Below are 24,128 nucleotides of genomic sequence, written 5' to 3'. Positions count from 1 at the left end.
GTTTTTAGAATTCCTCTTTCTCCTTGACAACTTCTCCAGAACCCGAGCTTCTGGTATCTAGTTTACGTGGATTACCCCGATAACGCACCTGTCCAGAACCTGAAGTTCTGGCCTTGATCGATTCTTGCACATTTATTCTTGCATCCGAAGAGCCCGATGCCGTTGTCGTCGCCTCTTCTGCCACCAGCTCATAGGCATCCACATTCGAGGATCCCGAAGATCGAATCTCCAGTTTGTCGGTCATTCCGCTTAACTGTACGTTACTTGAACCTGATGTGGATACCGAGACCGAATTACTTTTAACATTCAATTCCAAATGTCTAGAGCCCGAGGTTTGAATCTTTAGGTTTTTCGTGTCAACGGTCTTTTTACCGATAATTTTTCCTGAGCCCGAGCCCCTTATTGAAGTTATGTTCTTAAAAGGAACCGTAATCAACACCCCTTCACCTCGGGAAGGCACAAGGTTTTTATTGTCCTTAGCTTTTATGACCAGTATACCCCCCTTTATCTCGGTTTCGATATGGTTTAAGATGTTGTCCTCACCCGTGAGTGCTATTGTACCTTCGTTACCTGCGACCAGTTCAACATTGTAGAAACCACCGACGGAAATACCGTCATAGTCGGTAGTGGACCTTTCGATGGTCACCACATTACCGCTGCCCTTTATTCTTTTCTGTGCGGTGGTCGTGATGATACAGATGAGTAGTGCAGCAATGGTTGTTCGTTTTTTCATGGAGTTGTATTTTGTAATGTTTTTCCTTATAGACTCTTTGGAAATATCTCGCTTATTTTCTTAGGGCCTCTTTTTGCGCCTTATTTCGTTAACCCCGAGCCTTCGGGGTTGACCGTCCGCCAAGGGCGGATGCTCAAAAATTTTGCCTCATAATGCATCAAAAATGGACCATAACTCCCGATGCTTCCGGACTAACGACATATTTCCAAACAGTCTCTTAGTTCTTCAAATTTACTTTCAGTAAAAAATTAATCGGTTCCTATTTCGTTTTAGGGTATTCGATTCAGTTCGGCCGGATCATTCGATTTCATTCTTCTTTTAATGCTTCCACAGGATTCGCCATTGCCGCCCTAAAGCTTTGCCAGCTCACCGTTAGCAAGGCGATGAACAATGCCGTTATCCCTGCCAAGGCAAAAATCCACCAGCTCATTGCAGTTTTATAGGCAAACCCTTGTAACCAAGAGTGCATGATATACCAAGAAATGGGTATCGCTATGAGAAATGCAAGACCGACCCATTGTACAAAATCTTTGTTTAAAAGACTTAAAATCTGAGCGATCGTTGCACCATTGACCTTTCGGATACCGATTTCTTTTTTACGTTGTAATATGGTGTACGAGGTGAGGCCAAAAAGGCCCATTGATGCTATCAATATCGCCAGTATGGTAAAAATCTGGAATGCCGACCCGAAGGCCTTGTCCTCATTGTATTGTGCTTCGAAATTTTGGTCAAGAAAAGTATAGTCGAATGTGCTTTCCGGAGCTATTTCCTTCCATATATTTCCAATTTGGGAAAGTGCCGTGGTCATTCCCATAGTGGACAGTATTTTTTGATCGAGTTTCACCAAAAGATTACTTCTTTGTGTAGCATGGCGTAAAATAAAGGGTTCGATCCCAGTCTTTAGACCAAAATGGTGATAGTCCTTGATGACTCCCTTAATAATCCAATCTTCGCCTCCCATTTTTACTATTTTATCTACGGCCTTTTTCGCATTGCCAATTCCCATATGTTTGATGAACCGCTCGTTCATGACGATGCTGTTGCTGTATCCTTCAGAGGTTTTACGAAAAGGACTTCCTGCAACAAACTCCATTTCCATTACCTCAAAATAATCTGGTTGAACGGCGTAGTTGTACCATATTCGCTTATCGTCCCTCGTTCCGTCGGGAAATGTAATCCCAACACCTGAATTCAAATTGTTGTAATCACCGCCTGGATATGTTTGGGCAAGGGCTACACCTTTTACAAAGGGTAATTTCTTCAACTCTCTTTCCAGTATTTCGAAATCAGTATTTGCCAGAGAATCTTGACTCCCGCTAATTATTTTTCCATTTAAGGCAACGACTTGATCGAGATTCGCACCAATCGGCTGGTCTTGAAGAAAATTGATTTGTTTGGTCACCACGATAGTGCCTGTAAGCAATATGATGGTTGCTAAAAACTGGCCAGTAATCAATGCCTTACGTATGACCACGCCACTTCCCGACGTGCTGATTTTTCCCTTCAACGCCTTGGCAGGAGTATAGTTGCTTAGCACGAAAGCAGGATATATTCCCGATACTAAAGTCCCGAATAGAATAAAGCCTATCATCGGTAAAAAGTCCTTAAGGTTCGAGAGACCTACGGTCAATTCCTTACCGATATAATTATTGAAAACGGGCAATACGATTAGTACGATAGCCAATGCTATAACAATTGCGGTACCGTTCAAAAGCAACGATTCTAAAAGAGATTGTAAGATGATTTGCGGCTTTTGGGCACCCGCTACCTTCCGGATCCCGGTTTCCTTCGCCCGCTCCAAAGATTTGGCGGTTGAAAGATTTATGTAGTTGAGCCACGAAAGAATGATGATGATCAATGCTATCGCCAATAAAAAACGCACCCTACTTGCGCTACCGTTCGCCTCTGCTTCATAGGGCTTATCGGAATATAAATGAATATCTTCCAGGGGTTCAATATTATGTCTTTCGAAGGGCAATGCGTCCACTTTGAAGTCCATGACCTTTTGCTTGAAAATGTCAACATTGGTATTCTCATCAAGTTTAATGTAGGTAAAGAGGTTATTACCAGTCCAGTTCTGTTCGGGGTTGTCGGGATAGCCTTCCCAAGTTAAGGCAGTATTGAAAGACATCAGGAAATCGTTCTTCATGTGCGTATTTTTCCCGATATCTTTCAAAATACCACTGACTTTAAATAGTGTTTCTCCCCGATAAACCACAGAAAGCGATTTTCCGATCGGTTCTTCGTCCCCAAAAATTTTCTGAGCCAAAGAGGCCGTCAATAAGATGCTGTAAGGTTCCTTTAGCACCGTATTCTCATCCCCTTCGGTCAACTCATAGTCTAACACCTCAAAAATCGATGCATCGGCCAAAGCTCCTCTTTCTCCTCGGATACTTTTATTATTGAACTTAAACGTGACATTGTCCATGTGCGCCAATCTTACGAATTCCTGAATCTCAGGAAATGCCGCCTCGAGGGTTGGCCCGCTTAGATTATAGGTTTGCGCGTCTCCGGGAACAAAAACGCCATCCTCGGTATAGTCCATATACACCCGTTGCACATTCTCGCTGCCTTCGAATGTATCGTAGCTGTATTCGTAATTCACGTACAACATGATCAGAATAAATGATGCTACCCCAACGGCCAACCCAAAAATGTTGATAAAGGAATACAGTTTGTTCTTGATCAGATATCGCGTTGCGATTTTCAGGAATAGTCTATACATGGTTCTCGATTCAATTGAATATTACATTGATAACACGACGCTATATTTTCCGCTACCTACTGTATTGGCCGATTAGGGTTACTCCGTTCGCAAACTCTTTGCGGGATTGGCCCGGGCCGCCCTGAACGCAACAGCTCCTACCAATAGGGCGGTAAAAATGAATGTAAGTACTCCCACCGCTAAGAACACTACTTGCTGTATATCGATCCTGTAGGCAAAATTCGATAGCCAATTGGTGCTAATGAACAAGCCTAGCGGCCAACTGATGACCAAGGCAATGGCAATAAAGAGTACGTATTCCCGGATAGTGCTTTTTATAATGGAAAGCTCGGAAGCGCCCAAGACCTTTCGAATACCGATTTCCTTGGTACGCGAAATCACCAAGAACAAGGTAATCCCTATAATTCCTAGGACCGCCAGCAGAACGGCAATACAGTTGAGCCAGAAAACGAGATTGGCGGTCTGCCTATCCTGATTATAGAGTGTCTTAAGATTTTGACTCAAAAACTCAATTTCCAAAGGATAAGGTTCTCGAAGTTCGGCATGTAGTGAATTAATTTTATCGACCACCTGAGCGGTGTTTTCAGGGTCAAAAGAAACAATGCTCATTCCGCCCATACGAACGCGGGGAGACACTGTAATAAAATAGGGTTCCAGCTTCTCCCGAAGGGAAAATACGTTGACATCCTCAAAAATTCCACCGATGGTAAAGGGAAAACCTACTTGACCTTCTTCGGAAATGTATTCCGGTTCGGTAATGACGGTCGTACCGATCAAGTCTGCCATGGGAATATTTTTCAATTTGGAAAATCGTTCTGCGGCGGTGCGATTGATCAAAGTAACCCGTTCCCCGTTCAAAACACGTTCCGATGACAGGGTGCCCAAGGTGGTCTCAAGGTCATAGGCTTGTAGGGCGCGATAATCCAGGTAGAGTTGGTTCGCATCACCAAAGACTTCCTGGCTATCCTGCAATCGATAGGTGGCCTTGTTGAATGTCTCAATACCAAAGGAAGAGCCGTTTCCAACGTTCTTTATTTCCGGGGCCAGTCGCAACTGTTCCTGAAAGAAATCCAGGTTTTCAGGAGAAGTATAAGCATACAAAATTCCTTCTTTTTGGAACCCCAAATCCTTGTTTTCAATAAAATCCATTTGTCGCATAACAAAGTAGGATACCGAGGAGATGGAAATGAGTATCACGAATTGACTTACCAGAAGGTATTTGCGAAGGGAAAAGTGCTCAAAACGATTGGCCTTCAAATTTTCCTTGAAAAGCGTCAACGCCTTCTTTCTGGAAAAAAGAACGGCAGGTGTAATACTGGCGAAGGCTCCCAGAAAAACAGCCAAAAGCACCAAGAACAAAAGTGTTTTTACATCGTCAAAAAGCTGAACGTTGATGGCCACGCCCATTTGATCATTAAAAAATGGAATCAACAATGGAATCAAAATCGCCACTATGGGAAGCGCCAAAACCGCAAGGAAGATTCCTTCAACGAAAAACTGAAGGGCTATGGCATTGTTCTTTGCGCCCATTGCCTTTTTTATGCCTATGGATTTGCCATGTTTTGATTTTACGGCCACGGTAAAATTCGTATAGTTAAATAGTGTTATCGCGATGATGAACAAAGCGAAAAAGCCCAAAATCATAATATATTGATAGTTTCCGGGCACTTTAGTCTCGTAAAGAATATTCGACTTGAGATGGATGTCTTCAAGAGGTTGTAAAAAATCCCTTTTATATAGTGGGTCATTGACCATTCGGGGATTAATGGATGCCATGGCCGCATTGATACGGCTCTTCATATCCGCATAATTCGCAGTATCGGCGATACCAAAATAAATCCGACTTCCCCAGTACTCGATTTCCGGGGTATTTAATGCGACCGAAAAGGAAAAATGGGAGTTTTCCGGAACGTCTTCGATAATGGCCACCAAACGGTAACTTTCGTCTCCGACGGAAATCGCTTCCCCGATCAACTTATCGGGACGTTCCATAGCTGTACCGAATACCTTCTGAGCCGAAGATTCGGTAAGTATCATTTTATTGATTCCATTTCCAAAATCAGATAAACTTCCGTGTAAAGGTTTCCACGTAAAAAGCCCGACAAAATCAGCAGGCGTATTCGTAGTCAGAAAATCATTTTCGGGAATGCTATCGTTGTTCCACTTAAGATACTCGGCATTGTTCGAGATAATGAACTGCGCCGCATGCTCGACACCCGGAATATTTTTGAATTCATCCATCTGTGCGACCTGATCCGCAGCTGTTGCGTCGTTCTTAAAACCGATTACGCTGTAATCCTGTCCTCGATAGGTGCGCGCCAATCGATAAATGTTTTCGGAACCGTCATGAAATGTATCGTAGCTGTATTCAAAACCGATGTACCCTATGGCCACATAAGACACCAAAAGCCCTATGACCAAACTGAGAAGGTTGAATCCCGTAAACATCCGATTTCTAATAAAACCCCTTAAGGCCACTTTTAGACTGTTCCTAAACATTTTTTCGACATTTTATTCCGTGCGCAAACTATTTACGGGATTGGCGTTGGCCGCCTTTATTGCTTGAAAACTCACCGTGAGGATTGTGATGGCCATCGCTCCTATAAAGGCCAAGGCAAAAATCCACCACTCCATGATAACCCTGTATGGATAATCCTGTAACCACCCGTTCATGATGTAGTAGGAAATGGGTATTGCGATAAAACAGGAGATAATCACCAATTTCAAAAAATCCTTGGAGAGCATGTTCCATACGTTGAAGACCGAAGCACCCAGTACTTTTCGCACCCCGATTTCCTTGGTGCGCTGTTCGGCAACGAAAGAGGTCAATCCGAAAAGCCCCAAACAGCTGATCAGGATGGCCAGTGCGGTGAAAATTCCGGATAAGGTGCCTACGCGCTCCTCAGCGGCGAATTTTTCACCATATTCGCTATCCACATAATCATATTGAAAGGGGATATCGGGAAAATGCTCTTTAAAAACACTTTCTACAACGGCAATATTCTGGCTCGCACTTTGATTTGGGTTCAACCGCAGGTTGTAATAACTGGAATTGTCGTACCTATCGTACACATATACACCTTGCTTTACGGGCTCATAGGGTGATTGGGTAATCATATCCTGTACTACACCTATGATTTTCAAGGGTGGATTGGGGTCTTCCTCATCGTCGTCCTTCAAATACTTACCGACCGGATTTTCCATACCCAAATAGTCCTTTGCCGTTTCATTGATTAAAACCGCCAAGGAATCGGAGGCAAAATCCCGTGAAAAATCCCTTCCCTCGACTATTTTCAAGTTTAACGATTTGGCGTATTCAGAGGAAACCTCGGTCCAGGCCAAATCCTCTTGAAAACCCTCGGGCTTTCCTTCCCAAGTGAATCCGCCTCGATTGGACCAAATTTGCGTGGTAGGGCTACTGGACGATGACATTTCAGAGACCGCACCAGAACCGATGAACTCACTGCGCATTAAATCGTACTTTCCGTTAAAATCCTGGCTAAAAGTAGGAATCTGTATCAACCCTTCGTTATCATAACCGATAGGCCTGTTCTTGGCATGGTTGATCTGCTGCATCACGATGACAGTGCCGATAATAAAGGCCACGGAAACCGTAAATTGTAATACCACGAGTATTTTTCTCGGTAAACCGGCATACTTTCCGGCTTTGAACGTTCCTTTCAAGACATCTACCGGTCGGAACGAGGAAAGGTACAAAGCGGGATAACTACCTGCAATGAGGGCAGTGAACAAAATAAAACCTAAGGATGCCAACCAAAAAAATACGTTCGCCCAAGGAAAGAATATCTCTTTTTTGGATAAATCGTTGAATCCGTTTAAGGATAGTAAAACGATAACTACGGCCACCAGAAATGCAAAAAGTACTACTAGGAACGATTCGCTTAAAAATTGGTTAATCAATTGCCTTCTTTGCGAACCTATCGATTTTCGGATGCCGACTTCTTTGGCACGTTTTTCGGATCGCGCGGTACTGAGGTTCATAAAGTTGATACAGGCCAAAAGCAAGACGAATGCCCCGATAATACCAAAAAGCCATACGTATTTTATTCGACCACCGACCTGTTTTCCATTTTCGAAACTGCCGCGTAGGTACCATTCCTCCATGGGGAAAAGGAAAATCTGCGGATTGAACTCCGCTGTGTCTTCATTTAAATCCTTCTTGACGTTGCGGATTGTTTGGCTTGCCTTCTCCATATCCCTATTTTCGGCAAGCTCTACGAACATCTGAAAGGAATTATTCCCCCAATTGTCTTCGGCATTCCTGACCCATTCCCTTGAGGCCAAATATTGTTCCCACGGAATGATAAATTCAGTGTCATTGAAAGTATTGTTCACCGGTATGTCTTTGTACACACTGGTGACCATCAAATCGTATTCATTACTGACTTTAACGACCTTCCCGATAGGGTCTTCTTTGCCAAATAGGGCATTGGCCGTAGATTCGGACAACATAATCGAATTGACTTCCCTCAGTCCATCTTTTTCGCCTTTGATAATCTGTAAATCCAATAATTCGGGAGCCTCCCTTTGCATATAATTACCGGGCCTCGAAAAGCTGGTTTCCTTATACTTGAGATATAGATTGTTGGTCCAAGACGACATGATGAGGTGTTTGAAATTGTCGCCATACCCATCGCGCAAGGCTTTTTCCAACGGTCTTGGAATGGCCGGTCCCGTTCCGGTTTGATTGTTAAAGGTTTGTGATTGGTATACTTGTGCGATTTTGTCTTTGTTCGCAAAATAGCTGTTGTGCGAAAGTTCGTCCTGTACCCAAAGGCCGATCAATAGGGTTACGGCCATGCCTAGTGCCAGTCCTCCGATATTTATCGCAGAATAGCCTTTGTTCTTTTTAAGATTCCTCCAGGCGATTTTGAGATAGTTTTTTAACATGACTGCTGATTTTGATGCTGAACCGACCTGCCGGCTGGCAAGATAAATTCAGCAGCGATTGATGATATTATGACAAGACCCTTTTCTAATCTGTACTAAAGATGATAGAAACTCCTTTCTGTTTCAGTTTGATGGCACTCAATGTATCATATAGTGATTCTATTTTCATGCCACGTTCGTACCAATTTGTCTATCAATACATTACAATACTATTAGTCCAATAATCAATGTAGAGGTGTAAAATTTTTTGACAACACATGTACAATATATTGACAACATTTGTCTACCTATTTTACGATGATGTCAATCCGCTACACCGTTATTCCCAGCTCTCCATTCAGAAAAAGGTTTATTCCGTTCGCAGACTCTTTAGCGGTTTGATCAATGTGGCTCCTACCGATTGATAACTTATGGTCAGCATCGCAATCCCCAATGCGATTAAACCTGCCGTTGCAAAAATTTCCCAATCGATGGTAATCCGGTAGGCGAAATCCTCTAACCAACGGTTCATTAGAAACCACCCTACAGGTATAGCTAACACGATAGAAATTAAAATCAATTTCATAAAATCGAGTGTCAACAATCGATAAATACTTTTAAAGGGTGCCCCGAGTACCAAGCGGATGCTGATTTCTTTCTTGCGCTGCTCTACCATAAAGGCTGAAAGAGCGAAGAGGCCCAAGCAGGCGACCAAAATCGCGAATATGGCAAAACTGTTGAACAGATGGCCCATGCGTTGCACGTCTTCGTGCATCTGGGTGAATTCTTGGTCTAGAAAGGTATAGTTGATGGACTGGTTCGGTACATTTTTGTTCCAAATTGATGTAATCGAAGCTAAGGCCTCATTCATGTTACCCTTTTTAAGTTTTACGGCTATGGCCCCATTATTATCCCCAATGACCAACGATAAGGATGAGATATCCTCTTTCAACGATTTAAAATGAAAGTCTTCGATGACCCCGATAATCGTCCATACTTGCCCGTTGTTATCAATTTCCTTACCGATTGGATTTGTCAGAGCCAGTTCTTGTGCCATTTTTTTATTGATGATAATCGAGTTGATGGAATCCGAAGCGAATTCTTTGGAAAAATCGCGTCCTTCTTTTACTTGAATACCCAAAGTTTTTACATAGTCATAGTCTACGCGCCAAATCTGCCCGGGTATGCCGCGCCCTTCGTCACCTTCATCGGCCTTCTTGAAGGTATTCCCGTTTCTACTACCTCCTTCAATGGGCAAATAATGGCTTAAACTTGCTGCTTTTACCTGTGGTAATTGTACCAATTGTCGTTTAAAAGATTCCGATTTGGAGCCCAGTACATCGGTACCCTCAAGTATGACTACCTGCTCTTTGTCATAGCCTAGTTCTTTGTGCAGGATAAAGTCCATTTGTTGGTAGATGATCAAGGTTCCGATGATTAAGATGACTGAAGTAGTAAACTGAAAAACGACCAATCCGCTGCGCAATCTGCCACTCTTACTTCCAGTACTCAAACTGCCCTTGAGCACGTTCACAGGTTTAAAGGCGGATAAGTAAAATGCGGGATAGAGACCAGCTATCAAGCCGATAATCAAGGCACAGACCAAAATGACCGGTACGAACCACCAAGCCGACCATGGTATGTCGATTGATTTTGCAGCAATGGTATTGAAGGTGGGAAGTAGCAGCCAGGCCAATAAGGTTCCTAGTACAAATGAGATGATACTGAAAAGAACGGACTCCGTTAAAAACTGGGTGACCAAGTTATGTTTAAAAGCACCCACCGTCTTTCTAAGCCCGACCTCCTTGGCTCTATTGGCCGATTTTGCCGTTGAGAGATTGATAAAATTGATAGCGGCCAAAAGTAGTACGAAGCCGGCAATGGCCGCGAAGAGCCATACAAACCGAATATCGCCATGTTTGAGTCCGTCGCCCATTTTGATATCCGATTTTAAATGAATATCGGCTACGGGCTGGAGTTTGTACTCGATGGTTTTGAGCACTTCTATAAAGTCAGCGCCACGTCCCCGCTCTAATTGCGCCGGGATTACATACTTTTCGATTATGGAACGCATTTTTTGTTCCAGATCCTGGGTATTCGTGTTCGGGTCGACCAGAACATAGGTAAAATAGTTCTGATTGGTCCAGCTCATATTGGTATCCGTTATCGGAAGTAAAAAATCGAAATCGAGATGCGATTTTTTAGGAATGTCTCTCATAACCCCAGTTACGGTATATGGTTTTGAACTATCATTGTCCAAGATGATACTTTCTCCCAGCGCCTTCCCATTTTGGAAATATTGTTCGGCTTTTGATTTCGATAGGACTATACTTCTCGGCTGTGTCAATGCCAGAGCAGGATTACCTTGTTCCAACTCGACTTCCAAAATATCAAATGCTTCTTGGTCTGCCAGCACAAATCCTTCCTCAAAATTATTTTGCACCTTGTCGGCCAGGCGCATTCCCCGCTTTCCTGCTCCGAATATCTCTATGGTGTTGATTTTGCCTGCTTTTATGATTTCGGGAAAGTCGGACTGAAGGGCGTCGGCAAAAGGCAATTGAAAATGAGTACTTTTTATGATTTCACCGTTCCATTCCCCTTGCAATACTACCCGGTAAATTTGATTTTTATTAGTGTAGTGTTGGTCATAGCTCAGTTCATTTCGAATAAATAACGCTATTAAAAGACATGCGGCGATTCCCACGGCAAATCCACCTATTTTGATGGCCGTGAAAAGTTTGTCTTTTTTGATACTGCGCCAAGCAATTTTTAGATGGTTTGTAAACATAGTTCTCGTTTTTTAAGATTCATATGTACTTCAATATTTTGCAAAACACCCCGAATCCCAATCATTATCGGGACTCAAGCGGACAATTACCTCTATTAATCCAATAGCCCATTAATACCTTTAAAGTGAGCATCAATCTAGCCTCATTCGGTTCTCAGAATTTTAGCCGGGTCGGTACGTGCGGCCCTAAAAGTTTGGGAACCTATCATAAAAAATGAAATGAGTAAAACCCCACAAAAGCCAGCCAACAATTCAGGTATGCCGATAGCTTTGTGGTACGCAAAATTGCTCAAAACTACCTTGTCGAACAGCAAATAGGTAAGGGGAAGCGCAATACAGGCGGATAGCACTAATAAAATCACGAAGTTCTTACTCAATTGATAGACTAAATTACCTGTGCCCGCACCCAGTACTTTGCGAATACTGATATCCCTAAGTTTTGTTTCGGTCGTAAAAACAACCATCCCGAACAATCCTAATGACGATATACAAATGGCCAGGAACGATAGGAAACCGATGACTTTGATAATCATTAAAAACCCACTATTCGCCTGTACGATTTGGTCATCATAGAATTTGGCATCCAATTCGTGTACATTGTGGTCCAATTCCTTCCATACTTTTTCAATACCGGCCAGCGTTTCAGGCCAATCGGCCGTGCTTATCTTAGCGTTGACATATTGCCCTGGATTTGTTGAGTATCTAATGACCAAAGGTTGTATGGCCTGTCCTGGGCCTTCGTAGTGAAAATCCTTTAGCACCCCGATTATCGCCAGTTTTTTTCCATCGATAGTTACGATTTCGCCAATAGCTTTATTGACGTCCCCATTTCCAATATGATAACTTTTCAGTAGTTTTTCGTTTATAATAACCTCATTTTCAATTACGTCATTGCTTTTGTGTCTAAAATTTTTCCCAGCAAGAAAAAGATGTCCGTGTAAGGGCAAATAGTTGGCATCAACGACATTTTGTTGTACGCTTATGGAGTCATTTTGATCCTTATATCTTAATTGAGAGCCGTTTATATTTCCAAGACTGGTTACGATGCGTGATTTTGAAACAGCTTTTACCGCAGGTAGTTCTAATAGTTTATCGGTTACCAGATCGGCCTTGTTACCTTGCAAGCGAATATTCAGAACATTTTCTGTGGAAAATCCGAGGTCGTACGTGATAAAACTTTTGTATTGTGTATAGCCAATGACCGTAGTTGTAATGAAGACTAAAGAGAATACATACTGTACTACGATTAGGGATTTGCGCAAATTAACCCGTTGAAACAACTTCAATGAAGTAATTCCTTTTAAAACCTGGAGCGCTTTAATTCGAGAAAAGAAGAATGCGGGAAATAGCCCGGCCACAATACCGATAAAAATGGTCAATCCTACAAAATACATCATGGTAGCGAGTGACAAATCAAGGATTACAAGACGGTCAATAAAATCGTGCAGACCTTTAAATTGTTCTTTTAAAAATACAAATAACAGCAGTGCGAAGCCTAAGGAAACGAACGATATGACTACCGATTCGATAATAAATTGAGCGACTACTTGTCTTTTGCCCGCACCTACCACTTTTCGGATACCTACCTCTTTCGAGCGCTTTAGAGCTCTGGCTATAGATAGATTCGTATAGTTAAAGCACGCGGATAGTAGCACGATAAAGGTAAGAGCCACAAGTATCCAAATAGCCACCGAATCCAAACTTGCCCCTATTTCATTAACCTGTGAAGTACCAATGGAAATTTCAGTCAATGGCTGCAACGAAAGCTGTATTTGCTGGTTTGTAAGACTATTGTTCCCAGCCTTGCTTACTTCATCGATGGCGTCCTGCACCATTGAAAGATTATGTTTCTCAGGAAGAAGCAAATAGGTATAATTATCGAAGAATGTACCCCAACCCATGAAATCGCCATCCTGCGAAGGGTTTTGCAGCACTACGGTGGCAAAAGAGACCAGTGCCCCAAAGTCAAGATGTGACAGCTTGGGAATGTCTTTTAATATTCCAGTAACCTTATAATTAAGAGAATCAAATTTTATTGTTTCCCCGAGTGCATTTGCCTTTCCGAAGAGCTTCTCTGCCGTCTTTTCGGTCAAAACCATTGAGTACGGTTCTTGTAAAGCAGTAGCGGGATTACCATGGGATAGCGGAAATGTAAATACCTTCAAAAATGAGTTGTCGGCCCATAAAGCATCCATAGGAATTTTGTTATTACCGATTTCCGCATCGCCCCCGAACCCTCGTCGAATTACGGTTACGTCTTCAATTCCCGGTACCGATTCCCTTATATCATAAGCCGCCTTTATCGAGCTAGAAGCAAGATTCATTCTAAAGCCATTGGCATCCTGGTTCGTTGTAGTAACACGGTACATCCGGTCTTTATTTTCATGAAAATCGTCGTAAGACCATAAGTCGGAGATGAAAGCTATCATCAACAGGCCAACCGACATGCTGATAGCAAGACCGAAAACATTTATAGCAGTGAACAACCTATGGCGTACCATGCTTCGGAGCGCGATTTTTAAATAGTTTTTATACATGAGTTTCATTTTTTATGCCGAACCTGCCGATACCTAGGGGTACTCCTTATCGAGATGGAAGGTTACTCCGACCGTAAACTTTTGACAGGATTTACAACGGCGGCCTTGATGCTTTGATAGCTTACCGTGACGATGGCCACCACAACCGCCAGTAGCGCGGCAATGGCGAACACGCCCCAGCCCATTTCCATTCGATATGAAAAATCCGCTAACCATTTGTTCATGGCAAACCAGCCGATGGGTAGCGAAATGAGTATCGCCACAACCACCATTTTGAGGAAATCGGTCGTTAAACGATAGGTGATTTGCCCAACACTGGCACCCAACACTTTTCGTATTCCGATTTCTTTGGTGCGTTTTTGGGCATTGAAGGTGGCCAGACCAAAGAGGCCAAGACAAGCAATCAAAATCGAGAGTATCGTAAAGACCATAAAGATTTTTCCCAATCGCTGTTCGGCTTCGTAGGTAGTATTGAAGGCCTCATCCATAAAACGATAACTGAAAGGTTGTCCCGGCGCCAGTTCTTTCCAAATACTTTCGATACTTGCTATGGTACTGGAAAAATCACCTGAATTCAACTTTGTGGCGAGTATTCCCGGGGAATCCTCCAAATAAAGTCCAAGAGCGCCAATATCTTCTCGTAGCGATTCGTAGTGAAAATCCTTGACCACGCCTATGACCGTATAGAACACCTTTTCTTCCAGATCGGCATCTTCCGTTATCCGCAAACCCAAGGCCTCCTGTGGGCCCACCCCGAGTACGGGCAAAGTGGCCTCGTTTATGATCACTGCAGTGGAATCGGTTTTGAACTTCTTACTGAAATTACGTCCGGCCACAAGCTTCAGGTCCAATGTCCGTAGGTAATCACCATCAACGCCCCAAGTCTGCATTTGAATGGCATTTTCCTGCTCCATAGCCCCTTCCTCAAAAAAAGAACTATTGGAACGGGTTGACGGGACCGGCAAAAAATCGCTCAAAGTGGCACTTTTGACCTGACTTAGTTTGAGGACCTCCTCTTTGAAGGTTGCTACTTGATTTCCAGCGGCGTAGGTATCATTGATGAGCAACACCTGATCTTTGGCGAAACCAAGATCTTTACCTTGTATAAATTTCAATTGTTGGAAGACCACTAAAGTCGCTACTATTAAAAATACCGAAATGGCAAATTGAAAGATCACCAATGCATTGCGGGTTCTTCCTCCACCAACACTTTCCTGACCGCCCCCTTTAAGTGTTTTAACAGGCATAAAGCGCGACATGAAAAAAGCTGGATAACTTCCCGCTAAAAGACCCAGCACTACGGTGGCAGCAAGCAATATCATCCAGAAAAATGGATTCAGATACGGAAAGTCGACCGCCTTGCCCGAAAGCTCATTAAAAAACGGAAGTGCTACTACAGCAAACAAAACGGCCAGTAACAGCGAAATAAAGGAAATCAACCCGGATTCGGTCAGGAACTGACGCACCAAATCGGAGGTATTGGAGCCCAAGGTCTTTCGAACACCTACCTCCTTAGCCCTTTTTAATGAGTGTGCGGTTGAAAGGTTCATAAAGTTGACACAGGCCAAGACCAATAGAAAAAGTCCGATAAACGAAAGAATGTACACATTTTGGATGCTACTGTTCGCACTCAACTCGCTCTGGCGGTCCGAATGCAAATGAATGTCGGTCAATGCCATGGTGTGGTACCGGATATAATTGCCCGATGCGGTGAAGGATTCGGCCGTCATACCCGGAAAATACTTTTGGGCCCAAGGCAGCATATAGCGTTCGAGCATACCTTGTAACGGTTCCTGCAAGTCGGCGACATCGGCACTGGGAATCAGTTTAATGAAGGTAAAATAGTTATTACTGCCCCAATTCTCCTCCCGTGAGGCGACGTTCCCCGCCATCGCCATAAAAACGGAATGTTCACGTAGAAAGGAATTCTTTGGCAGATCTTCAATGACACCGGTAACGGTATAGGTATCGGTATTGTTCACCAAAAGTTGCTGCCCCAAGGCATTTTGTACTCCAAAATGCTTCTCTGCGGCCGTTTTCGTCAGCACCAAGGTACTCGGTCGCGTCAATGCGGTCTTGGCATTGCCCACGAGCAAATCGATCCCAAAAAAATCGAAGAAGGTAGAGTCGGCAAATGCCGTTCGCAGCTCTTTGGAATTATCGGTCGAACCACTTTTGCGAAGTAACATACTCCCTCGACCCCGAAGTCTAACCGTAGCCTCCACCTGAGAGAAATCACGTTGCATCGCAGCTGCCATAGGAGGCGCCGACTCCGATGCCTTGATTTCAGCTCCACCAAATTTGATATCTGCGTCGATTCTATGAATGCGATCGGCATCGGCGAACATCTTATCAAAGCTTAGCTCATCATAGATGTACAACGAAATAAGGAGCGCTCCGGCCATACCAATAGCAAGGCCGAACGTATTGAGCAAAGTAAAAAAGGGTTGCTTTTTTAGGCTTCTCCAAGCGATTTTTAAGTGATTTTTGAACATGATTCTCGTTTTTTGATGATGATGTTATTTTATTCTGTGCGCAAACTTTTCACAGGGTTGACCATAGCCGCCTTGATCGATTGAAAGCCGATTGTAATGAATGCGATGACTACTGTTAAAAGTGCTGTTATGGCGAACACCCACCAAGATATCGATACGGTATAGGCAAAACCTTGCAGCCATTCATTCATTAGATAGTATGCCAAAGGCGATGCGATGACTATCGCCAGACCTACCAGTTTTAAAAAATCCAATGAAATTAGAGTCGTAATGCTTTGCACACTTGCTCCCAACACTTTTCGAATTCCAATTTCCTTGGTCCGCTGTTTTGCCATGAAGGTAGCCAGGCCGAAAAGCCCCAAACAGGAAATAAGAATAGAGATAAAGGCAAAATAATAGGTGAGGGAGCCAGTTAGCGTTTCACTTTTGTATTTCGCTGCATATTCCGCATCGACAAAATCGAGGTGAAGCGGGACATCGGGCAATACTTTTGCAAATGCCGTAGTAATGTGCACCAAGGCCTCCTCGGTCTTCGAAGCTTTTAATTTTACGAACATGGTGCCCGCGTCATTGGGGTCTAGAAAGAAAATGGAAGGTTGTATGGCTTCGTAGAGTGATCGGTTGTGAAAGTCTTTCAGCACCCCTATGATTTGTCGTTGGCTACCCCAAACCTCGACTGTTTTTCCTATGGGATCTGTTAGCCCCATGGTTTCGACCGCCTTTTCGTTGACGACGATATTCAAGGTATCGGCACTGCCTTCGGGATAGTACCTACCCTTGCTCAGGGGAATATCGAAGGTTTTCGGAAAGTTATGGGCCGTCCATAAAAGGGAGAATTCAATGTTCTGCTCATCGAGTGTCTTACCTGCCCAGTTGACCCCACTGGTAGAGGCCCCCATATCCAAGGGAAAAGGTCCTGCCAGGGTGACGTCTTCTATGGTATTCGAGCTTAGCAATTCATTTCGCAGCACCTCGTACTTTTCCGTCAGCTTTTGATCTTGGTGCATCGAAACGATGTGGTCTTTTGCAATACCAAGATCTTTTTGGTTGATGTAGTCTACCTGTAATTTTACGATGATGGCCGCCACGATCATCACAACCGCGAGTCCGAATTGCAATACGACCAGCCCCTTTCGGAAGGATATCGTATTCTTTTTCTCCTGTGTTTTGCCTTTGAGGGCATCCACCGTGGTAAAAGATGAGATTACATAGGCCGGGTACATTCCTGAGAGTAAAGTGGTTATCGAAAAAACCGCTAGGATCGTAAGCCAGATACCTGGTCGATAGAAGCCGATTTCCATAGTTTTCCCTACAAATTCATTAACACTGGGCAGTAGTACCAAGACCAAAACGAAGGCAATAGCGAAGGATATGGACGTTACGATTCCAGTTTCAGTCAAAAATTGACGCACGAGCGTTTTTTTATTAGCTCCGTTCACTTTTCGAACACCGATTTCGGTCGCCCTTTTAGTGGCATAAGCTGTTGATAGATTGATAAAATTAATACATGAGATCAGCAAAAGAAAAATAGCGGCAATGGCGAATATCCTAACGTATTCAATGCGGCCCCCGCTAACCTGCGCTCTTTCGTCATATTTACCATATAGGTAGCTATCGGAAAACTGCTGTAAAAAACTGCCTTCCTTCTGTTCCCCTTCGATATTAGATTGAAAAAGCTGTTGAATTTTGTCCGCAACTTGATCGGAATCGGCCGCCTCCTGCAAAAGAAAGGCACCTTGCATTCCCCCATTTTCCCATTCCAGCATCCAATCGTTCTTCGCCAAATAGCCATTGAAACTATAATAGAAATCATTTTGAATGGATGAATTATTCGGGAAATCCTCAAAAATGGCCTCCACTGTGAAGTTTCCATTATCCATGATCTCAACAGGACTGCCAATGGCTTTTTTCTTCCATTCGGCACCCCATATTTTACGTGCCAGCGTTTCTGAAATGGCTAATGCCTCCGGTTTCTTGTCTAGTTGGGTGATATCGCCCAAGATGATCGGAAACGAAAAGCCTTCAAAAAAGTCTGCATTGGTAAAGGTACCTGCTGCCCTATAGTCTACGTTTTCGACCTTTAGGTTGTCTTCGAAACTCCTGCCAAGGGTAATGTACTTTTCAATCTCCGGCAGTTGTTCTTTCCCGGTTTTCAGCAGTTGATAGGGAACGGTTTCATACACGTCTATCACCCCATTTTCAAGAGGTATGGTGCGTTTTACTTGAAACAACCGTTCGTCGTTGGCATGAAACTTATCAATGGTGTACTCGTCATAAACCCAGAGGAGCATCAGAAAAGATGCGGTCAGGGCCATGGAAAGTCCGAGGATATTGATTACGAAATAAACCTTGTTTTTGGTCAGGTTTCGCCAAGCGATTTTCAGATAGTTGTTGAACATGGTTCTCGTTTTTCCAGTGCTGGCATTCACCCAGCATCCGATGATTGATGACTGCCCCGCTAAAAATCGGGGCAGTTTGATGAATAAACTCCGCTATTACGCGTTTGCCCCGATAGCCCGATTATGGCTTTCCGTTACGATTTGGCCGTCAAATAGATTTACGATGCGATGAGCAAAATGGGAATCATGGTCCGAGTGCGTTACCATGACTATAGTCGTACCTTCTTGGTTCAATTCGGTCAAGAGGTTCATCACTTCCAAGCCGTTTTTAGAGTCCAAATTTCCCGTGGGCTCATCCGCCAGGATTAACTTCGGATTGGTCACTACGGCCCTAGCAATGGCAACGCGCTGTTGTTGTCCGCCCGATAATTGATGCGGAAAGTGCTTTTCCCTGTGAGCGATTTTCATGCGCTCCAGAACTTTCATTACCTTTTCCCTACGGCTACTTTTACTTTCCTTAAGATAGATCAACGGCAGTTCAACATTTTCGAAGACGGTTAGTTCATCGATCAGGTTGAAGCTTTGAAAAACGAAGCCCAAATTTCCTTTGCGAAGTTCCGTACGCTGCCGTTCCTTGAGACCCCCTACCTCGTTCCCTGCGAATTGGTAGCTGCCCTCGGTGGGGTTGTCAAGCATGCCGATGATGTTCAATAAGGTAGATTTCCCACAACCCGAAGGGCCCATGATGGCAGTAAATTCACCATCCTCTACTTTTAGATTTACGTTGTTCAAGGCCAAGGTTTCGACTTCCTCGGTCCGGAAGCTCTTTTTTAAATTTTGGATTTGTATCATTTCTATGGATTGATTTTAGTTGTTATCATTAAAGACATCCGGATTGCGTTCGATGTTACAGTAAGGTGCTATTTCCATTCTGTTTTTATGCTACATCACCCTTCGATTATACTCAGGGTTCAATGTCATTTCAATACTATCTTCTCCGCTTCGCCAAAGCTGTCATAATTGCTTGTAATTACCTTTTCACCGGCCTGCAAACCCTCTAAAACCTCGTAGTAGCGTGAATTCTGCTTTCCTATCCTGATGTTTCGTTTTAAAGCTTCGTCACCGTCGGGACCCACGACAAAAATCCATTGGCCGCCTGTGCTCTGAAAGAAGCTTCCCTTGGGCAAGAGCAATGCCTCCGACGATTCCCCCAGCTGTAATTTGATGTTGTAGCTTTGGCCCGACCGTATGGTTTCCGGTTTTTTATCAGTAAAGACAAGGTCTACCTTGAATTTACCGTTACGCACCTCTGGGTACACCTTGCGCAAACGTAGAGGAAATTCATTGCCGTTTCGTTCGAGTACCGCAGTCAGATCGCGTATGATACGATCAATGTAATGTTCATCGATGGTCGCTTCGATCTTGTAATCGGTGAGTACATTAATCTGACCTATTCTTTGGCCTTGGGTCAGATTTTGCCCGATTTCAGCATCTAAAAAGCCTAGTTGGCCATCGGCAGGAGCCCGAACATTTAGGTGATCTAAACGTTGATAGACCATTCCCAAGGTTTTTTGCATACGATTCAAATCAGCCTCCAAAACCGGTAGAGAGGTTTCCCGCAATTCGTTATCATTTTCGGTCTGTACCTTTACAATGTCATATTGTTTTTGCGATAGCTCATAGTTTTCCTTCGAAAGCTGATAGGCTTCCCTTGAGATCAGTTCTTCTTCGAACAGCGCCTGATTCTGTTCAAAATTTCTTTTTAGTCTCTGAAGTTCAGTCCCTGCGGTTGCCAGTGACCTTCTACCCTCTACCTGCCTGGAATCGAAATTCAATTTGGTCTGCCGCAAATCATTCTGTTTCAATGCTAAGCCACTTTCACTCTGTAAAATCTGCTCGTAGAGGTTGATGTTTTCGAGCTTAAGAATGATGTCGCCTTTTTTGACCATCGCGCCTTCTTCAATCAATTTTTCCTCTACGCGACCGCCTTCATAGGCATCCATATAAATGGTAGCGATAGGGGCGACATTCCCGTTTATGGTAATGTAATCGTCGAATTTCCCCTGGGTTACCTCGGCTACCGATAGCTTATCCTTCTCCGTACGGAAGGTGGCTACCGAAGAGGCAAAGATGAGCTGATATGCCGTGAATAGCAACAGCAACCCCAACGCGATGTAGCCATAATGTTTAGGTCGTAATCCCTTTTTCTTTTCTAATTTTATATCCATTTTACTCGATTCTTTTTATTTTTTATTTAGGCGAACATGCCTGACGGCAGGGACGAAAATCTGTTTAAATTTCTAAAATTTCCTCTGCGTAGTGCGTAGCGAAAATGTAGTGCACCAAGGCCTATTTTCATTTCACTTTGTTCATTCATCCTAATTCATTATTCCTTCTTAATAATTAACTAAAATCCCCTGTTCCCAACTAAGCGCTGGGCTGCACGTTTAGTTGATATTGAACACTTCTATTCCTCGATAAAAATCCAAAGTACTTTTATTGATTTCCGAACGCAGTCGTACCTGTAAATTCTCATTTTGGGCACTGGCAAAAAGATTTTTGGCCGTAAACAGTTCAATTCCATTGATCAATCCCTTTTCATACCGCTTTTGGGCAACGGCGAAGGCCAGACGCTGCGCCTCGACATTCTGGGCGCTCTGTCCTAGCTCTACCTGTAGCGCCTTGTATTCCTGCACCAATTGTTGAATGGTTTGAAAAAGCACTTGTTCCTGAAGGTCGAGGTTGTTCTCCTGCCGAAGTTTCTCGATTTTCGACTGTTTGACCCTTGACCTTGCCGACCACCCGTTGCTAATGGGAACGGTGAGGCTCAATCCGAAAAATCGCGAGGTATTGTCCCTAAACTGTTGGCGAAAAGGCAAGGTGCTTCCCAAACTATCCCTAAAAGTTTCAAAATACCCCGTGCCCACACCTGCAAAAAGCGATAAGGAAGGGTATAATTGGCCTCTGGCCACACCCACTTGTTTTTTGGCTGCTTTTGCTCTTAACTCCTGCGCTTTTATCAAAGGAAGAAACTCGCGTGCTTTGGAATACACAGAATCGGATGTTATTCTAGGCATATCCTCGACCTCGGCACGTGGCGTGATTTCGGAAATAATCTCGATATTCGATTCATTCTCTAAATTCATTTCTTGAATCAAGCTCAATTTCGCTGCTGCCAACTGGTTTTCACTTTGGGTCAGATTCAGCTCGTCGGTCAATAAGGCCGATTTTGCCTCGTACAAATCAGCTCCTGCCATTAACCCCAACTCGATTTGCTTTTCTACCAATTGGTAATTTGTCTTTGATACGGATACCTGTTCTATCGCAATTGCGGTCAAGCCTTCAAAAAACTGAATGTCGTTGAAGGCCTGCATGACACGAAAGGCCAAAAGATACTTTTGCTGTAGTACTTCTTCCTGAGTCGCCCGATACAGGAATTTGGATGCTTTAATAGCATTGATTTTCTGCAATCCCTGAAACAAATCGATATTGGATTGTACCGAATAATTGTTCGAGAAAAAATCCTGCACTACAAAGGTACCAGTATTGGGATCCTCCGCACGACCAGAACTAACGGTGTAATCGGAGCCAGCGTTTACGGTAGGTAGAAGGTTACGAACCGATTGGCGGTAGTCTTCCCTACCCGACGCCTCAATATATTCAAAATCGTTAAGCTGTAGGTTATGCTCTAGGGCATGGGCAACGCATTCATCCAATGTCCACCGTTCCTGAGCGCAAAGGCCCGTGCCTAATAGCAAAAGAAAAACAAGTAGTATGTTGGTTTTTTGAATCATATCATCTTAATATGCCAAACTATACACTATTGTTATGCCAATAACTCAAGTGTTTGTTTATTAGGTATTTACAAAAACCAAGGTTCTTATTGCAAAGTCGGACTGTAAAATAGTTGTACAGATATTGTCAAATATTTTTACACTTTGTGCAAAGTACTGATTTCAAATTGTAGTTTAGGGCAGTCGTTGTGAGGAGAATGTTGCCAGTAATTGAATAGTATAGTCTCATCAATAGATCGTTTGGTCGCGAGGATGCTTATTGCAGCGACTCTTTTTAATTTGCCTTGTATGTTAGATGCTAAAATTCTTGTTATCGACGATAATAAAAGCGTGCTCAGCGCGCTTGAAATTTTGTTGCAATTCGAGTACAATACAGTGACTACCATTTCGAATCCGAATCAAATTTCCTCCTTTCCAGATTTGCATCAAATCGATATCGTAATGCTCGATATGAACTTTTCGGCAGGCGTGAATACCGGCAATGAAGGATTGTTCTGGCTACGGGAAATTAGAAAAAAAGCCCCTGCCATTTCGGTTATTATGATGACCGCCTACGGAGCAATAGATTTGGCGGTGGAAGCCTTAAAGGAAGGTGCAGCCGACTTTATCCTAAAACCATGGAATAACGACAAGTTGCTGGCCACGGTAAGATCGGCTTATGAACTGCGAAAATCGCAAAAGGAAGTACACCAACTGCGACAGAAAGAGAGTCATCTGAAACAGCACATCAATCAGAGTAAAAACTATATCATCGGTAATTCAAAAGCGCTCAATACGGTATTGAATCTCGTTGGAAAAGTGGCCAAAACAAATGTAAACGTATTGGTTACGGGCGAGAACGGAACTGGTAAAGAACTAATAGCACGGGAACTACATAAACTTTCGTCACGTAGTAACGAGGTCTTTATCGCCGTAGATATGGGTTCTATTGCTGAAAGTCTTTTCGAAAGCGAGCTTTTCGGGCATGCCAAAGGTGCTTTTACCGATGCCAAGGAAGATCGCGCGGGTAAATTCGAGGCCGCGAACGGAGGCACGCTGTTTTTGGATGAAATCGGAAACCTTTCCTTACAGACCCAAGCAAAACTGTTATCGGCAATCCAGAACAAAACGATAGTCCGAGTAGGTTCCAACAAGCCCATTTCAGTAGATATTCGGTTGATTTGTGCCACCAATGAAAATTTGGACAAGATGGTGGTCGACGGACTTTTTCGGGAAGACCTGTTGTATCGCATCAACACCATTCGGGTAGAGGTTCCCCCTTTGCGGGAAAGAGGCAATGATATTTTAATACTCGCTGATTTTTATCTGAACAAGTTTATCTCAAAATACGGGAAACAAGGTTTACGCATTAATCAGGCCGCACAGGAAAAACTGATGGCCTACCCCTGGCCCGGGAATATCAGGGAATTGCTGCATACTATTGAGAGGGCGGTAATTCTTTCCGAAAGCAATGTTCTAAAACCAGAAGACTTTTTATTGCATGTAAGCAAGCCGATTTCGGTTGACCTTGGCCCGGAAACACTGGAGGACATGGAGTTGCTAATGATTACCAATGCACTTAATCAGAACGACGGTAATTATAGCGCCGCAGCCGAGCAATTGGGCATTTCGCGACAAACGTTGTACAATAAAATGAAGAAAGCGGGGAAACAGTGAGCTTTAGGAAGTGGGGAGTTGGCAGTGGGAAGTCGGAAGTTGGGAGCTGGAAATTGGCAGTGGGAAGTGGTAAGTGGTAAGTGGGAAGTGGGAAGTAGCAAAATAAACTCATAAACATCTAAACTCATAACCCTCCTGTGACTTTGAAGTTGATGCTTGAACAGTGAAAAG

Annotated in this window: 12 protein-coding genes; 1 reads left to right on the top strand and 11 read right to left on the bottom strand. The window is 43.5% G+C overall.

The genetic code is table 11. From position 1 onward, the window contains the following. Positions 1–4: 4 nt before the first annotated feature. From FGM00_RS01310 to FGM00_RS01260, 11 genes are all read right to left on the bottom strand, one after another. Entirely contained in the window at positions 5–733 is a 729-nt protein-coding gene (locus FGM00_RS01310) for a head GIN domain-containing protein (RefSeq protein ID WP_138851177.1), read from the bottom strand. A gap of 307 nt (positions 734–1,040) precedes the next feature. After that, positions 1,041–3,458 carry an ABC transporter permease gene (locus tag FGM00_RS01305; RefSeq protein ID WP_138851176.1) on the bottom strand — a complete coding sequence of 806 codons (2,418 nt, stop codon included), beginning with the start codon at positions 3,456–3,458 and terminating at the stop codon, positions 1,041–1,043. Positions 3,459–3,536: 78 nt separating this feature from the next. Continuing rightward, positions 3,537–5,957 carry an ABC transporter permease gene (locus FGM00_RS01300; protein WP_138851175.1) on the bottom strand — a complete coding sequence of 807 codons (2,421 nt, stop codon included), beginning with the start codon at positions 5,955–5,957 and terminating at the stop codon, positions 3,537–3,539. Positions 5,958–5,969: 12 nt separating this feature from the next. Continuing rightward, the gene (locus FGM00_RS01295) at positions 5,970–8,369 is read right to left on the bottom strand and encodes an ABC transporter permease (RefSeq protein WP_138851174.1); all 2,400 of its coding nucleotides are present in this window, start codon (positions 8,367–8,369) and stop codon (positions 5,970–5,972) included. A gap of 349 nt (positions 8,370–8,718) precedes the next feature. Further along, positions 8,719–11,136: an ABC transporter permease gene (locus tag FGM00_RS01290; RefSeq protein WP_138851173.1), complete on the bottom strand. Its 2,418-nt coding sequence runs from the start codon at positions 11,134–11,136 to the stop codon at positions 8,719–8,721. Positions 11,137–11,279: 143 nt separating this feature from the next. Next, the gene (locus FGM00_RS01285) at positions 11,280–13,673 is read right to left on the bottom strand and encodes an ABC transporter permease (RefSeq protein ID WP_138851172.1); all 2,394 of its coding nucleotides are present in this window, start codon (positions 13,671–13,673) and stop codon (positions 11,280–11,282) included. 62 nt (positions 13,674–13,735) lie between these two features. Beyond that, the gene (locus FGM00_RS01280; protein WP_138851171.1) at positions 13,736–16,168 is read right to left on the bottom strand and encodes an ABC transporter permease; all 2,433 of its coding nucleotides are present in this window, start codon (positions 16,166–16,168) and stop codon (positions 13,736–13,738) included. Positions 16,169–16,197: 29 nt separating this feature from the next. After that, positions 16,198–18,567: an ABC transporter permease gene (locus FGM00_RS01275; RefSeq protein WP_138851170.1), complete on the bottom strand. Its 2,370-nt coding sequence runs from the start codon at positions 18,565–18,567 to the stop codon at positions 16,198–16,200. Positions 18,568–18,663: 96 nt separating this feature from the next. Beyond that, complete coding sequence (locus tag FGM00_RS01270; RefSeq protein ID WP_138851169.1) at positions 18,664–19,359, bottom strand: ABC transporter ATP-binding protein; 696 nt, start codon at positions 19,357–19,359, stop codon at positions 18,664–18,666. Between the two features lie 125 nt (positions 19,360–19,484). Beyond that, positions 19,485–20,735, bottom strand: a complete 1,251-nt coding sequence (locus FGM00_RS01265) for an efflux RND transporter periplasmic adaptor subunit (RefSeq protein ID WP_138851168.1) — start codon at positions 20,733–20,735, stop codon at positions 19,485–19,487. A 219-nt stretch (positions 20,736–20,954) separates the two neighbouring features. Further along, positions 20,955–22,301, bottom strand: a complete 1,347-nt coding sequence (locus FGM00_RS01260; RefSeq protein ID WP_138851167.1) for a TolC family protein — start codon at positions 22,299–22,301, stop codon at positions 20,955–20,957. A gap of 288 nt (positions 22,302–22,589) precedes the next feature. Between FGM00_RS01260 and FGM00_RS01255 the strand changes: the two genes are divergently transcribed. Then, the gene (locus FGM00_RS01255) at positions 22,590–23,957 is read left to right on the top strand and encodes a sigma-54-dependent transcriptional regulator (RefSeq protein ID WP_138851166.1); all 1,368 of its coding nucleotides are present in this window, start codon (positions 22,590–22,592) and stop codon (positions 23,955–23,957) included. Positions 23,958–24,128 lie beyond the last annotated feature (171 nt).

The sequence above is a fragment of the Aggregatimonas sangjinii genome, assembly GCF_005943945.1.
GTDB classification, from domain to species: Bacteria; Bacteroidota; Bacteroidia; order Flavobacteriales; family Flavobacteriaceae; genus Pelagihabitans; species Pelagihabitans sangjinii.
Note: the sequence above shows the minus strand (reverse complement) of the source record. Positions and strands in the feature narration are given on the sequence as shown.